Annotated in this window: 15 protein-coding genes; 13 read left to right on the forward strand and 2 right to left on the reverse strand. The window is 61.3% G+C overall.

Going from position 1 to position 14,631, the window contains the following annotated elements; genetic code table 11:
- The 10 genes from GGD63_RS18460 (at position 1) to GGD63_RS18505 (ending at position 8,620) form a co-directional block, all read left to right on the forward strand.
- Positions 1–324 (forward strand): TrbC/VirB2 family protein, encoded by a 324-nt coding sequence (locus GGD63_RS18460; RefSeq protein ID WP_183244462.1) that lies wholly within the window; start codon positions 1–3, stop codon positions 322–324.
- Positions 324–587: a VirB3 family type IV secretion system protein gene (locus GGD63_RS18465; protein WP_183244464.1), complete on the forward strand. Its 264-nt coding sequence runs from the start codon at positions 324–326 to the stop codon at positions 585–587. Before GGD63_RS18460 ends, GGD63_RS18465 begins: the two co-directional genes overlap by 1 nt.
- Before the next feature lie 10 nt (positions 588–597).
- Entirely contained in the window at positions 598–3,039 is a 2,442-nt protein-coding gene (gene trbE / locus GGD63_RS18470; protein ID WP_183244466.1) for a conjugal transfer protein TrbE, read from the forward strand.
- On the forward strand, positions 3,036–3,764 hold the full coding sequence (gene trbJ / locus GGD63_RS18475) for a P-type conjugative transfer protein TrbJ (RefSeq protein WP_183244468.1): 729 nt from the start codon (positions 3,036–3,038) through the stop codon (positions 3,762–3,764). Before trbE ends, trbJ begins: the two co-directional genes overlap by 4 nt.
- Positions 3,764–4,129, forward strand: a complete 366-nt coding sequence (gene trbK-alt, locus GGD63_RS18480) for a putative entry exclusion protein TrbK-alt (protein WP_092260551.1) — start codon at positions 3,764–3,766, stop codon at positions 4,127–4,129. The genes trbJ and trbK-alt overlap by 1 nt, the downstream gene beginning before the upstream one ends.
- Complete coding sequence (gene trbL / locus GGD63_RS18485) at positions 4,126–5,355, forward strand: P-type conjugative transfer protein TrbL (RefSeq protein WP_183244470.1); 1,230 nt, start codon at positions 4,126–4,128, stop codon at positions 5,353–5,355. Before trbK-alt ends, trbL begins: the two co-directional genes overlap by 4 nt.
- Positions 5,356–5,456: 101 nt before the next feature.
- Entirely contained in the window at positions 5,457–6,140 is a 684-nt protein-coding gene (trbF, locus tag GGD63_RS18490; RefSeq protein WP_183244472.1) for a conjugal transfer protein TrbF, read from the forward strand.
- Positions 6,137–7,165 (forward strand): P-type conjugative transfer protein TrbG, encoded by a 1,029-nt coding sequence (trbG, locus tag GGD63_RS18495; protein WP_183244474.1) that lies wholly within the window; start codon positions 6,137–6,139, stop codon positions 7,163–7,165. The genes trbF and trbG overlap by 4 nt, the downstream gene beginning before the upstream one ends.
- Positions 7,162–8,373, forward strand: coding sequence for a TrbI/VirB10 family protein (locus tag GGD63_RS18500; RefSeq protein WP_183244476.1), 1,212 nt, complete (start codon positions 7,162–7,164; stop codon positions 8,371–8,373). The genes trbG and GGD63_RS18500 overlap by 4 nt, the downstream gene beginning before the upstream one ends.
- Positions 8,374–8,377: 4 nt before the next feature.
- Positions 8,378–8,620 (forward strand): DUF2274 domain-containing protein, encoded by a 243-nt coding sequence (locus tag GGD63_RS18505; RefSeq protein WP_183244478.1) that lies wholly within the window; start codon positions 8,378–8,380, stop codon positions 8,618–8,620.
- 176 nt (positions 8,621–8,796) lie between these two features.
- On the opposite strand, the gene GGD63_RS18510 is transcribed toward GGD63_RS18505, so the two are convergent.
- A complete protein-coding gene (locus tag GGD63_RS18510) occupies positions 8,797–9,705 on the reverse strand; it encodes a TauD/TfdA family dioxygenase (protein ID WP_183244480.1) in 909 nt (302 codons plus the stop codon).
- A gap of 389 nt (positions 9,706–10,094) precedes the next feature.
- Complete coding sequence (locus GGD63_RS18515) at positions 10,095–10,724, reverse strand: FMN-binding negative transcriptional regulator (RefSeq protein ID WP_183244481.1); 630 nt, start codon at positions 10,722–10,724, stop codon at positions 10,095–10,097.
- Positions 10,725–11,118: 394 nt separating this feature from the next.
- Here GGD63_RS18515 and GGD63_RS40975 point away from each other — a divergent pair, with 394 nt between their 5' ends.
- The 3 genes from GGD63_RS40975 (at position 11,119) to GGD63_RS18530 (ending at position 14,631) form a co-directional block, all read left to right on the forward strand.
- Entirely contained in the window at positions 11,119–11,298 is a 180-nt protein-coding gene (locus tag GGD63_RS40975; RefSeq protein WP_183244483.1) for a DUF433 domain-containing protein, read from the forward strand.
- Positions 11,299–12,043: 745 nt separating this feature from the next.
- The gene (locus GGD63_RS18525; RefSeq protein WP_183244485.1) at positions 12,044–13,246 is read left to right on the forward strand and encodes a cytochrome P450; all 1,203 of its coding nucleotides are present in this window, start codon (positions 12,044–12,046) and stop codon (positions 13,244–13,246) included.
- A gap of 95 nt (positions 13,247–13,341) precedes the next feature.
- Positions 13,342–14,631, forward strand: coding sequence for a cytochrome P450 (locus GGD63_RS18530; protein ID WP_183244487.1), 1,290 nt, complete (start codon positions 13,342–13,344; stop codon positions 14,629–14,631).

The following is a 14,631-nucleotide window of genomic DNA, read 5'->3' on the forward strand; positions in this document are numbered from 1 at the left end:
ATGCGTCAGCAATTTCGCTTTCTTCGAGGTACATCGTTGGCCGCCTACGGCACCATGTTTTTGGCAGTTCAGCCCGCATGGGCGGCTGGCTCGAACATGCCGTGGGAGCAGCCGCTCAATCAGATCTTGCAGTCAGTCGAGGGGCCGGTCGCAAAGATCATCGCGGTCATCATCATCGTCGTGACCGGCCTAACGCTCGCATTCGGGGATTCCTCCGGCGGTTTCCGCAGACTGATCCAGATCGTGTTCGGTCTGTCGATCGCGTTTGCGGCGTCAAGCTTCTTCTTGTCGTTCTTCTCCTTCGGCGGTGGCGTGGTGATCTGATGGATGAACCTGTCACAGGCTTTGTTGTGCCTGTTCATCGCGCGCTCACTGAGCCACTCCTGATGGGCGGCGCGCCGCGGTCGGTTGCGATCGTCAACGGCACGCTCGCGGCAGCCCTGGGGCTCGGACTTCGGTTGTGGATTGCGGGGCTTGTCCTCTGGTTCATCGGCCACGTGGCCGCTGTCTGGGCCGCCAAGCGCGATCCCGCCTTTGTCGATGTGGTGCGCCGACATCTGCGCATTCCCGCACATCTCAACACCTGAGCCCTCTGTCATGATGAATCTTGCCGAATATCGTCATTCCAACGCGCGTCTCGCCGACTTCCTGCCCTGGGCAGCTCTCGTCGACGAGGGAATCATCCTGAACAAGGACGGTTCGTTCCAGCGGACAGCAAAGTTCCGGGGACCCGACCTCGATAGCGCAGTGTCGGCCGAACTCGTCGGTGTCGCCGGTCGTTTGAACAACGCAATGCGTCGCCTTGGATCCGGCTGGGCCGTATTCGTCGAGGCGCAGCGTCACTTTGCGGGGACCTACCCGCCTAGCTCCTTTCCGGATGTCGCGTCTGCGCTGGTTGACGCGGAACGCAGGGCTCAGTTCGAGGAGGCGGGTGCCCATTATGAGTCCAGCTACTTCCTGACCTTCCTCTACCTGCCTCCAGAGGAAGGGGCCGCCAGGGCAGAGCAACTGCTCTACGAGGGACGCGATCGGACCGTTGGAGCGGACGCGCGCGAGGTCCTCCGCGGGTTTATCGACCAGACCAATCGTGTGCTTCAGCTCGTTGAAGGGTTCATGCCGGAATGCACTTGGCTCGACGATCAGGACACGCTGGCCTACCTGCACTCGACGATCTCGACCAAGCGTCACCGCGTTCGCGTGCCCGAAATTCCGATGTACATCGATGCGCTGTTGGCGGACCAGCCCCTGACCGGCGGGCTTGAGCCGATGCTGGGGGCAGCCAACCTGCGAGTTCTGACGATTGTCGGCTTTCCGGGCGCGACGACCCCGGGGATCCTGGATGATCTGAATCGTCTGCCATTCTCTTATCGTTGGTCGACCCGAGCGATCATGCTCGACAAGACCGATGCCACCAAGCTGCTGACCAAGATTCGTCGGCAGTGGTTTGCCAAGCGGAAATCCATCGGCGCCATCCTCAAAGAGGTCATGACGAACGAGGCGTCGACGCTGCTCGATACCGACGCCCACAACAAGGCGCTTGATGCCGACGCGGCGTTGCAGGAACTGGGGTCCGATCAGATCGGACAAGCCTTTGTCACGGCAACCATTACCGTCTGGGATCGCGATCCCAATGCTGCCGATGAAAAGCTGAGGCTGGTCGAGAAGGTCATCCAGGGCCGCGATTTCACCTGCATGATCGAGACGGTGAACGCCGTCGAAGCCTGGCTCGGCAGTCTGCCGGGGCACGTCTACGCCAACGTGCGGCAGCCGCCGATCTCAACTCTCAACCTCGCCCATATGATTCCGATGTCGGCCGTTTGGGCCGGTGAGGCGAGGGACCTCCACTTTAAGGGGCCGCCACTTCTGTTCGGCAAGACCGAGGGATCAACGCCGTTCCGATTCTCGCTCCACGTCGGTGACGTCGGCCATACCCTTGTGGTGGGACCGACAGGCGCTGGCAAGTCAGTGCTGCTCGCGCTGATGGCGCTACAGTTCAGGCGTTATCCGAACTCTCAGGTCTTTGCGTTTGACTTCGGTGGTTCGATTCGGGCGGCCGCCCTTGCCATGGGCGGTGACTGGCATGATCTCGGTGGCGCATTGTCCGACGGAGGCGACCAGCCCGTCGCGTTGCAGCCGTTGGCCTGGATCGACGATCCTTCCGAGCGCGGTTGGGCCACGGAATGGATCGGCGCGATCCTGGCACGGGAAAAGGTCGAGATCACCCCGGAGGTCAAGGATCATCTGTGGTCGGCGCTGACGTCTCTCGCCTCGGCGCCGAGGGAGGAGCGCACCCTAACGGGCCTTTCAGTCCTGCTCCAATCGAACTCCTTGAAACGCGCCTTGCAACCTTATTGCCTGGGCGGACCTTCCGGGCGCTTGCTTGATGCTGAATTCGAGCGCCTTGGCGAGGCCTCGATCCAGGCGTTTGAGACCGAAGGCTTGATCGGAACGAGCGCTGCGCCGGCCGTGCTGGCGTACCTCTTCCATCGTATTGCTGATCGTCTCGATGGCCGGCCGACACTCCTGATTGTCGACGAGGGTTGGCTTGCCCTCGATGACGAGGATTTTGCGGGCCAACTCCGGGAATGGCTGAAGACGCTTCGGAAGAAGAACGCGTCGGTCATCTTCGCCACCCAGTCGCTTTCGGACATTGATGGCTCTGCGATTGCGCCGGCTATCATCGAAAGCTGCCCAACCCGATTGTTACTGCCGAACGAACGGGCGATCGAACCGCAGATCACTGCCATCTACCGCCGCTTCGGCCTCAATGACCGCCAGATCGAGCTTCTGAGCCGGGCAACGCCAAAGCGCGACTACTATTGCCAGTCTCGTCGCGGCAACCGGATGTTCGAACTTGGCCTTGGCGAGGTTGCGCTCGCATTCACCGCGGCCTCTTCCAAGACAGACCAGGCTGCCATCACGCAGCTCATCGCCGAACATGGATCCGACGACTTTGTACCTGCCTGGCTCCAGCACCGTGGCGTCGCCTGGGCGATAGATCTGATCCCGAATCTCGTCAATCTGGAGAAATCGCTATGAGACCTCTTGGCCTATTGGCGACCACGGCCGCCTTCGCGCTGCTGCTCGGCGTTACGCTGCCCGCACGGGCGCTGATCGTCTTTGATCCCACCAACTACGTCCAGAATGTCCTGACGGCCGCGCGGGAACTCCAGCAGATTAATAATCAGATCACCTCGTTGCAGAACGAGGCACAGATGCTGATCAATCAGGCAAGGAATCTGGCAAACCTGCCGTATTCATCGTTGCAGCAACTGCAATCTTCGATCCAGCGCACCCAGCAATTGCTGTCCCAGGCCCAGCGCATCGCATACGACGTGCAGCAAATCGATCGTGCCTTCTCGACCAGCTACGGGCCGGCGACCGGCAGCCAGTCGAACCAGTTACTGATCTCCAACGCTCAATCGCGCTGGCAAAATACTTACTCGGCAACGCAGGACGCGCTTCGCGTCCAGGCCGGCATCGTTGGCAACCTCGACACCAATCGTATCCAGACGTCCGCACTCGTAACTTCGAGCCAGAGTGCCAGTGGCGCCTTGCAGGCTACTCAGGCCGGCAACCAGATCCTCGCGCTTCAAGCGCAACAACTTGCTGATCTCACAGCGGCCGCGGCGGCGCAGGGCAGGGCGCAGAGCCTCGAAGCGGCTCAGCGCGCCTCGGCTCAGGATCAGGGGCGAGAGCAGCTCAGGCGTTTCCTGACACCAGGACAGGGCTATCAATCCTCCAATGTGCAGATGTTCCACTGATGACCGACGTAAGAGCGTTCAAGGCGCTGTCGCTGCTTACGACTATCGGCCTAGTGGCCGTCGCGGCCTGCACGATTCAGCTTCGTGGCGGAGACGGTTCTCCGCCGCCGCCGAAGGCGGAGCAGACGACTGATGCAACCAACTCTGACCTCGCGCGCTGCCGCGGCGTCACTCCGGATGAAACAGCGGGATATCGCCATTGCAAGGGCGTTTGGGCCGAAAACCGGCGACGCTTCTTCGGCAAGAACGGTCCCACAGATCCTGGCCGAGATGATTCCGCAGGTTTGGCACCCGGCCCAAAAGACCAGAGCCGGATCCCGCAAGGCTATCCGCAACCGGCGACACCTGAGGCGAGCAAGCCATGACGGGTACGGGGATCATTGACCAGTTTCTGGAAACGTTCACGCGTTATATCGACAACGGCTTCGGATTGCTCGGTAGCGACGTCGGGTATCTCGCTGCGACCCTTGCGGCGATCGACATCACGCTTGCTGCGTTGTTCTGGAGTTGGGGGCCGGACGAAGACATCATCGCGCGCCTCGTCAAGAAGACGCTCTTTGTCGGCGTCTTTGCCTACCTGATCGGTAACTGGAACGGCCTGGCGCGTATCGTCTTCGAGAGCTTTGCGGGGGTTGGGTTGAAAGCATCGGGTGCAAGCCTGTCTGCATCCGATTTCCTGCGACCTGGAAAGATCGCTCAAGTCGGACTCGACGCTGGCCGACCGCTGCTCGATTCGATCTCCAGCCTGATGGGCTACATCAGTTTCTTCGAGAATTTCGTTCAGATCGTCGTTCTCCTGTTCGCCTGGGTCGTGGTGCTGCTCGCCTTCTTCATTTTGGCGATCCAGCTCTTCGTCACCCTGATCGAGTTCAAGCTCACGACACTGGCCGGCTTCGTGCTCATTCCCTTTGGCTTGTTTGGTAAGACGGCCTTCGCGGCCGAGCGGGTCTTGGGCAATGTTATCTCTTCAGGGATCAAGATCCTGGTCCTGGCTGTCATCGTTGGGATCGGCTCGACCCTGTTTTCGCAGTTCACCGCAGGCTTCGGCAGCGCCCAACCGACCATCGAAGACGCGATGACGTTAGTGCTCGCGGCGCTCGCGTTGCTGGGCCTCGGCATCTTTGGTCCTGGTATTGCAAATGGCCTGGTGTCGGGCGGACCGCAACTCGGCGCCGGTGCCACGATCGGAACAGGTCTTGCTGCCGGCGGCATCGTTGCGGCGGGCGCAGGCCTTGCCGCCGGCGGTGCCGGTCTCGCCGGTGGTGCGATTGCAGGTGCCGCGCGCGGTGGGGGTGCCGTCTTGAGCGGTGCGTCCGCTGCCTATCGAAGCGGAGGCGTGGCTGGCGTTGCGGAGGCTGGTGCCTCCGCCGCCATGAGCCCGTTGCGTCGCGCAGCGGCTGCGCTCGGTGGAGGTGGGGAAGCCGGTGCGCAGACCGCGAACACTTCGGCCGAAGGGCAGCCCGATTGGGCGCGACGCATGAAGCGCGCCGAGACTATTCGGCATGGTGCCTCGGCCGCTAGCCAGGCCGTTCGCTCGGGCGATCATGGTGGCAGCGGCTCCTCCGTCGATTTGTCTGAAGGAGAGCGCTGACACGCGGCCATCGCGCTTTCGCCACCCGCTGCTCGACAGCGCCTCAAACCCAGACACCGCACCACTTGAAGCCGTTCACTTTATCTCAGGGGCAACCATCAATGTTCAAGCGACCATCCGTTCACTACGGGCGTATGCCCGAGCCGGTTACACCGTATCAGAAAGCAGCGCAGGTTTGGGACGAACGTATTGGATCAGCACGCGTCCAAGCCAAAAACTGGCGGCTGATGGCCTTTGGTTGCCTCATGCTGTCGGCCGGTCTCGCTGCAGGCCTCATCTGGCAATCGAGCCAGGGATCAATCACGCCGTGGGTGGTCGAGGTCGATCAACTCGGCAAGGCCCAAAGGGTCGCGCCGGCTAACTTCGACTATCAACCCACTGATGCGCAGATCGCCTACCATCTGGCGCGCTTTATCGAGGATGTCAGAGGTCTGCCGGCCGACGGCATCGTCCTGCGCCAAAACTGGCTGCGGGCGTATGATTTTACGACCGACCGCGGCGCTGCTGCGCTCAACGACTACGCGCGCAACAATAACCCCTTTGCCAATCTGGGTAAGGCGCAAATCTCCGTCGAGGTATCGAGCGTTATTCGCGCGTCGTCGGAAAGTTTTCGCGTCGCGTGGACCCAGCGCGTCTACGACAACGGCTCGCTAAGCTCGACTGAGCGGTGGACCGCGATTCTCTCGATCGTGATCGAGACACCCCGCGATGCCGAACGACTGCGCAAGAATCCCCTTGGCGTCTATGTCCGCGCCATCAACTGGTCAAAGGAGTTGAGTCAGTGACCAAGACGCCATTTGACGTTCATTCGAAGCGTTCCCTCCCGCGCAGCAAGCCGCCTCGGTCCGAGTTCGTGGGCTCAAAGCGAGCGCTTCTGTCCGTGCTCTTGCTCTGTTCATCGGTGCTCGGCGGGTGCGCGACTTATATACCGCCGGAGATCACCTATGACGCTGAAGTGCCTCCGTTACCGGCGACGCCGGTGGCTCTCGACGACAAATCGCGACCGCTTCACGTTCCACCCCTCTGGAAGCCGGCTCTCGGCGGCAAGTCGGGAGGGAAGGAAGATGCTGAACCCGTGAGCCGGGTTGAAACAGCAAATAGCGCAGCCCGGGTCGAACCGCGCAAGCGGGGGTATTTCAACGCGGCGCAAATCTACGCCTACAGTCCCGGGGCGCTCTATCAGGTTTACGCAGCACCGGGACAGATCACGGATATCGCGCTCGAGCAGGGAGAACAGTTGACGGGATCAGGGCCGATCGCGGCCGGAGATACCGTACGATGGGTCGTGGGCGATACTGAGAGTGGAAACGGCGACACGCGCCGCGTCCATATTCTGGTCAAGCCGACCCGCGCATCGATCGAGACCAATCTCGTCGTCAATACCGATCGGCGCACCTACCTGATCGAACTCCGCTCCCGCGAGCGGCCATACATGCCTTCCGTTGCCTGGTACTATCCGGAAACAGCACGTGACCGATCCCGTTTAGTCGCTCTGAGACCCGTTCTTCCGGATCCGGCGCAACGCATCTCCCGCTATGCCATCGAAGGAGACAGTCCTCCCTGGCGGCCGCTCGCCGCCTATGACGATGGCCGTAAGGTCTATGTCGAATTCCCGCAAGGCATCGTGCAGGGCGAGATGCCTCCGCTCTTCGTGATTGGCCCGGACGGCAAGACCGAACTCGTCAACTACCGCGCCTACGGCAACGTGCTGATCGTGGATCGGCTCTTTGCAGCTGCCGAACTGCGGCTTGGCGGCGAGCGTCAGCAGAAGGTCCGTATTGTCAGGACTGACGGGAGGTCGTCGTCATGAACACTCGGAATGCAAACGATCACGAGCAAGCAGTTCCGCCGGAGACACAAGGGCAGCTGTCCGAAAGCTTCCGCTTGCGAGCAGAGCATCCGCACGTGACGCGGCTGTCACGGAAGATCTTGGCCGGCGGGAGCGCGGTTGTCCTGTTTGTCATCGGCGGAGCGGTGCTGTGGTCACTGCAGACCAGTCGCTCCCGTAATCAGGCGGCCGATGAGCTTTACAGTACCGATCATCACAATGTTGCTGACGGCATTACGACGCTGCCGAAGGACTATGCTGGCGTTCCGCGCCAAGCAGTCCCGCAGCTTGGTCCGCCGCTCCCCGGGGACCTCGGTCGACCGATCCTTGCCGCTCAAGGCCAGTTGCCCACGATCGGCGCGAACCCGGACCAGCAGCGGCGGGACCAGGAGACCGAAGCAGCCCGCATCAGCCATTTGTTCGCTGCGACCAGAGTAGGAGAAGTACGCTCTTCCGCGGCTGCGGCCGTCGGAAGCGACCGCGGCGTGCCAACGAACACAGCCAACACTGGCGACGACGGCTTTGCCCAAAACGGTCAGGACCGTAAGCTGGCCTTCGTAAACGCTTCTGTGGATCGTCGCACTGTTAGCCCTGACCGCGTCGCTAGGCCGGCTTCTCCATATATCGTGCAGGCTGGGACGGTCATTCCGGGAGCTCTGATCACAGGGATTAGATCGGATCTTCCAGGCCAAATCACCGCGCAGGTCACGGAAAACGTATACGACACGCCCACCGGTCGGTTCTTGTTGGTGCCGCAGGGGGCGCGCCTGATTGGGCTCTACGACAGCCAAATCAGTTTCGGCCAATCCCGCGTCCTGCTCGTCTGGACCCGACTGATCATGCCGAGTGGACGGTCCATCGTTCTCGAGCGGCAGCCTGGCAAGGACACCGCAGGATATGCAGGCCTCGAAGACCAGGTCGACAATCACTGGGGCGAACTCTTCAAGGCTGCGGCGCTATCGACGTTTCTGGCGATCGGGACCGAACTGGGTGCCGGCTCGGACTCCAACAGCAACGATAGCGCAATCATCCAGGCATTGCGAACCGGCGGCTCGGACTCACTAAACCAGACCGGGCAGCAGGTCGTTCGCCGCAGTCTCAGTATCCAGCCTACTTTGACCGTGCGACCGGGCTTCCCGGTTCGTGTTCTTGTCAACCATGACCTCATACTTACGCCCTACAGAGGCTGACAACATGCCAAGACTCAAAATAGGAGAGCTTCCAGACGACAAGCCGGTCAAAGTGAGTACGGAGCTGCCTGCGGCCGTGCATCGTGATCTCATTGCATATGCAGAAGCGCTTAAGCGTCAGGGTGGTCAAGTGGTCGATCCGACTAAACTCATCGCTCCCATGTTGGCGCGCTTTATGGCCACGGATCGAGGATTCTCTAAACTAAAACGTGAAGGCCACGTTCCGGCCGCTGACGAAGGACAGTGACGCTCAAGGTTTTTCGGGGCTGTTGGTCGACGTTAAATAGTTGCGTGGATCAAACCCAGACGCTGCTGAGTTGGCGCTTAGAGCTGACAAATCGTGTCGGAAAGTGTGTTCCCGCGTCTGCCCGAAACCAGGTTTTCTCGATTTTTGACGCGAGAGCGCTGGGGGGCGACGTGCGGTTATTTGGTCACCTTCAGGCGCGTTACACTGCTTCGGCCATCGACGCTGACAGGCACGTCACCCTCGATCGTGGCCCGACGTACGACGCGATGCTGGTCTCCGTAATCGTTGACCGCGTAATGCTGTGTTGCGCGGTTATCCCATATCGCAATATCGCCCTCTAACCAGTTCCAGCGCACAGTGTTTTCGGGCGCTGTGATGTGAGACTGGAGCAGGTCGAACAGCTTTTGTCCGTCGTATTTGGGAACCCCAACAAAGTGCTTCACCAAGGCGCCGAGCACTAGCGCCCGCTCGCCTGTTTCGGGATGGATGCGTACGACGGGATGCTCGGTCTCAAAAACCGTTCTGGTGAACACCTCGTCAAAGTGTTTCTTGTCGACCTCGCGGACACGCGCGATCCCGGCGTAATCGAAGACGTTGCTGTGAACGGCCCATAGGGCCTCGGCAAGCCGTTGTAGCGGCGGCGGCAAACCAAGATAAGCGGCAGCTGTGTTCGACCACACGGTGTCGCCTCCGAACGTTGGCATTACAACAGCCCGCAGGACCAAAATCTTAGGATATGCGTCGGCGAAGGTTCCATCCGCATGCCAAACGTCAGCCCGACCACCGCCGCGAGTGGAGTTGAGTTCGAGAAGCGACGCCGTGCCCTTAGTAGCACCGAGCATCGGATGTGGCACTAGCTTTCCGAGACGAGCGGCAAAGCGCTCCTGCTCGGCGTCATTGAGATGTCCTTGATTGCGGAAGAAGATCACCTTGTGCTCGAGCAATAAGCTGTTGATCGCGGCGATCGCGTGATCCGGTAGATCGCCTGATAGCTTGATATTTTTGAGTTCGGCGCCAATGCGCGCTGCACGTTTCACGACATCGGTGCTCGGAATCACACCACCGATCAAAGCGTTTGCACTCATCTTGATTCTCCAAGCCCTTGCAGTTCGTCCTCGCCCCTTGGAGCGAATGATCTTCAGCAAGCATCGTGCCAAGCGAAAGACAAACATGTACTCGACAATGGGCAGTGAACGTCTGGATCGATTTGTTTTAAGCAATGGCCATCCCAGGCGGCGCCGGGAAAGCCACAAAAGTCTCAACGCTTACTATGCGCGTTGTACTGGACCTGACACGAGATTGTGCCTCTGTCAGAAGAGGGACAAGTGTCTGCACAGTGTGGCAAGCCCGAGCTGACTGTTCCGCTCGTGAATTTCGCGAGATAGTTGATAGCGCGACCGCTTGACTCTGTGAGAGCGATGTAAGATCGCTCTATGTCGAGCGGCGCTGTTGGCGGGTCATGCACATTATCGTCTCAGTCCTGAACCAAAATAAGAGCTGCAACTTCCTGGTCCCGTGTCAGTTTGCTCGCCGCTAGGCCGGTGGCGATACCAATGCGATCAGGCGCGGGGCGGTTTTGGCTCATCTTGCGTTTGCCTTCGACCATGGTGATCGGGATGCGCACGCCGACGATTTCACGCAACTGGGCGGCGATGAAATCCGCGGGAGCATCGCTGACGGCCCAGGGCGTCGCACGTGACGTCTCATGGATATTCGTCAGACGCGTCACAATCTCAAGCAGGCGAGTGGGATCCTCGAAGAACTCAATCGGGCCATGGGCGTGGACCGCGATGTAATTCCATGTCGGCACCACATGTTCAGCTTGTCGCTTGCTGGGAAACCAGGATGGCGTCACATAAGCCTCTGCGCCAGTAAAGATCGCCAGAGCTTCTCCGATCGGGGCCGTGCGCCATTGCGGATTGCCCTTCGCCAGGTGCCCGTACAGCGCACCGTGTTCACCTTCGCTCTCATCGAGGAAGAGCGGAAGAGGCGTCGCAAGTGGTCCATCTGATGTCGCTGTGACCAGGTTGGCCAATCGGGCGCTGCGGATTGTTGCTCGAATGTTCTCGATGTCGTCGTCTCGAAAGTGGAGTGGTATGTACATGAAGGCTCTCCGCTGGTGGTCATCGAGATAAACCCAAGTCAACAGGCTAGAAAACTGCCAGTTTCAGTCGTTCGCGTAGAGGTTCTCCGTTTCCTCTTCTGACGTGACGATTTCGGAGTTATCTGGGACCCGGCACTTTCACTCAGCCGGTCCAATCCGTCGAACTGCTGCTGGGTTGGTGTTTCCGTAGCTATTCTCCTGCGGACGGAGCCAGGCGTTCATGGACTTTTAAAGATCTCACCCTGGAGTCGTCTGTATGAGGCGACCCGGCAGCTCTCTTCCGACGCGCACCGAGTCGCGTTTGGCGAATTAGTCCTTGATCTCGGCAAGATCGGACGCCTCAAAAGCCGTCTTCATCGTTTCGATGAACTGGGCCGATGGGTAAAGGTCGGAGGTGATCGCGACGAACCCATCATTAAAACACCAAGCTTCCCGTCTACTTAGTGGTCGCCCTCGCCGTGGGCAATCGGCCGAGGAGATTGTCGACGATTTTCCATCGCTGACGCGCGATCAGGTTGAGGCCGCGATCAAATACGCCAAGCCGTATCCCAACCGAGAGTGCCTATCCCCCTGAATCTGAATCGGGCGCTGGCATACTAGCGGACCTTGGGTTGGATGACGAAGCCGAGGCCGGCGAGGTTGCGCCGCGCCGGATTCTGTCGCCGCGTATTTGATCGACGAGAACGTGCTTCGCGAGTTTGACGCACGTGGCAACGCGAACGTGCGCAAGTGACTTGCAACACGCTCCTGGATCAAAGCACGCTCATACTGCGCGAGCGCGCTGCAGCTGGAACATGAATTCGCCCGAGCGCGCTGTGGGTCCAGGTTCTCGGTCACGAAACGGAACGCCACCCGATGTCCTTGAGCGAGGTCACGATCGCGAGCAGGTGCGGCAGCGAGCGAACGCGCCAGGCCGGTGCGGTGATCCTTCGTACCCGAGGCGTGATCCTCGAACAGGTGACGCGGATCAACGCCGTCGTACTTGTAGTGCACCGCGCTGCAAGTCCGTGTTCTGTCGGTCGGGGTCCGGCGACACGCGCATGTAGCCAACCAACATAGGCGGATACCCATCGGAAATAGGTTTCTGTATGGTAGCCCGTGGCGACAGAGTTTTCCGCGTATCACCAGGCATCTAGCTTAGGGCGCTACTACAAGATTCGGTAGATAGCTAAAGCCAACTTGAGGCCCTAGGATTCGGTCGCTTTCCCCGCCGATCATCATCGACGAACAGAAGTGAACGCAAGCGCACGTGAAGCTGGTGACCGCAGCGCCTGCGGGCACCTTCCGCCCTTCCGTCGCTTAAAGAGTGAAGTGCCACCGTGTCCGAACAACCCCTGCCGATGCTGCCGATGTGGCGCGTCGATCACATTGAGCCCTCGCCCGAGATGTTGGCGCTACGCGCCAATGGTCCGATCCACCGCGTGCGTTTCCCGTCCGGGCACGAAGGCTGGTGGGTGACAGGCTACGACGAGGCCAAGGCGGCGCTGGCCGACGCGGCGTTCCGGCCGGCGGGAATGCCGCCGGCGGCGTTCACCCCGGATTCGGTGATTCTTGGTTCGCCGGGGTGGCTGGTCTCGCACGAGGGGAGTGAGCATGTCCGGTTACGCACGCTCGTGGCGCCGGCCTTCAGCAGTCGCAGGGTGAAGCTGCTGGCGCCGCATGTCGAGGCGATCGCTGCGCAGTTGTTCGAGAACCTGGCGGCCCAGCGCCAGCCCGCCGACTTGCGGCGCCACCTCTCGTTTCCGCTTCCGGCCATGGTCATCAGCGCCCTGATGGGCGTGCTCTACGAGGATCACGCCTTTTTTGCTCGGCTGTCCGACGAGGTGATGACGCACCAGCATGAAAGCGGCCCGCGCAGCGCGTCGCGCTTGGCCTGGGAAGAACTGCGCGCCTACATTCGCGACAAGATGCGGGACAAGCGCCAGGATCCGGGCGACAACCTGCTGACGGATCTGCTCGCGGCGGTCGACCAGGCCAAGGCGACCGAGGAGGAAGCGATCGGCCTGGCGGCGGGCATGCTGGTGGCGGGGCACGAGAGCACCGTCGCACAGATCGAATGCGGCCTGCTGGCCATGTTCCGCCATCCGCAACAGCGCGAACGCCTGGTCGGCGATCCATCCCTGGTGGACAAGGCGGTGGAGGAAATCCTCCGCATGTACCCGCCGGGCGCGGGCTGGGACGGCATCATGCGCTATCCGAGGACCGACGTGACCATCGCGGGCGTGCATATTCCCGCGGAGAGCAAGGTGCTGGTCGGCCTTCCGGCAACGTCGTTTGATCCGCGCCATTTCGACGAGCCGGAAATCTTCGACATCGGACGCCAGGAAAAGCCGCACCTGGCGTTCTCCTACGGGCCGCACTCCTGTATCGGCGGGGAGCTGGCCAGGCTGGAACTCAAGGCGGTGTTCGGTTCGATCTTCCAGCGCTTTCCGGCACTGCGCCTGGCCGTCGCGCCCGAACAATTGAAGTTGCGCAAGGAGATCATCACTGGCGGGTTCGAGGAGTTCCCGGTTTTCTGGTGATGTGCGGACGCCGCTGGGGGACGCGATCGTGTCCGCGGTTTGCCGGCCCACGTGCCGGTGCACCGGTCAGATCAGCCAGCCAACAGGTAACGAAGATGGACGTGCAAGAAACCACGGCAGCATGCCGGGACGCCTTTGCCGAACTGGCGTCGCCGGCGTGGATCCACGACCCGTATCCGTTCATGCGGTGGTTGCGCGAGCACGACCCGGTGCATCGCGCGGCGTCGGGCCTCTTTCTGTTGAGCCGCCACGCCGACATCTACTGGGCCCTCAAGGCCACGGGCGATACGCTGCGGGGACCGGCGCCGGGGGAACTGGCGCGCTATTTCCCGCATGCGGCGACCAGCGTGTCGCTCGATCTGCTGGCCTCCACGCTAGCGATGAAGGACCCACCGACGCATACGCGTCTGCGCCGGCTGATCTCGCGCGATTTCACCATGCGCCAGATCGACAACCTGCGGCCAAGCATCGCGCGCATCGTCGAAGCGCGGCTGGACCGCATGGCGCCTGCGCTGGAGCTCGGGGAGGCTGTGGACCTGCATCGGGAATTCGCGCTGGCCTTGCCCATGCTGGTCTTCGCCGAACTGTTTGGCATGCCCCACGACGACATATTCGGGCTCGCCGCCGGCATCGGCGCCATTCTGGAAGGCCTGAGCCCGCACGCCAGCGATCCCAGGCTCGCCGCGGCGGACGCGGCCAGTGCCAGAGTGAAGGCCTACTTCGGCGGTCTCATACAGCGCAAGCGCACTGATCCCTGCCACGACATCGTGTCGATGCTGGTCGGCGCACACGACGATGATGCCGACATGCTGTCAGATGCGGAGTTGATCAGCATGTTGTGGGGCATGCTGCTGGGTGGCTTCGCCACCACTGCTGCGACCATCGACCATGCGGTCCTGGCGATGCTGGCCTATCCCGAACAGCGGCACTGGCTGCAGGGAGACGCCATAGGGGTGAAGGCATTCGTCGAAGAAGTCCTGCGCTGCGACGCGCCCGCCATGTTCAGCTCCATTCCGCGTATCGCCCAGAGCGACATCGAACTGGGCGACGTGGTGATCCCGAAGAACGCGGACGTGCGCGTGCTGATCGCGTCTGGCAATCGCGACCCTGACGCCTTCGCCGATCCCGACCGCTTCGATCCCGCGCGGTTCTACGGCACCAGTCCCGGCATGTCGACCGACGGGAAGATCATGCTGAGCTTCGGCCACGGCATCCACTTCTGCCTCGGTGCGCAACTGGCAAGGGTGCAGTTGGCCGAAAGTTTGCCGCGGATTCAGGCGCGCTTCCCCACGCTGGCATTGGCCGAGCTGCCGACCCGGGAGCCCTCCGCGTTCCTTAGGACGTTCCGCGCGCTGCCGGTGCGGCTGCGTGCGCACGGGGGCTGA

The organism is Bradyrhizobium sp. cir1 (assembly GCF_014198245.1).
Taxonomy (GTDB): domain Bacteria; phylum Pseudomonadota; class Alphaproteobacteria; order Rhizobiales; family Xanthobacteraceae; genus Bradyrhizobium.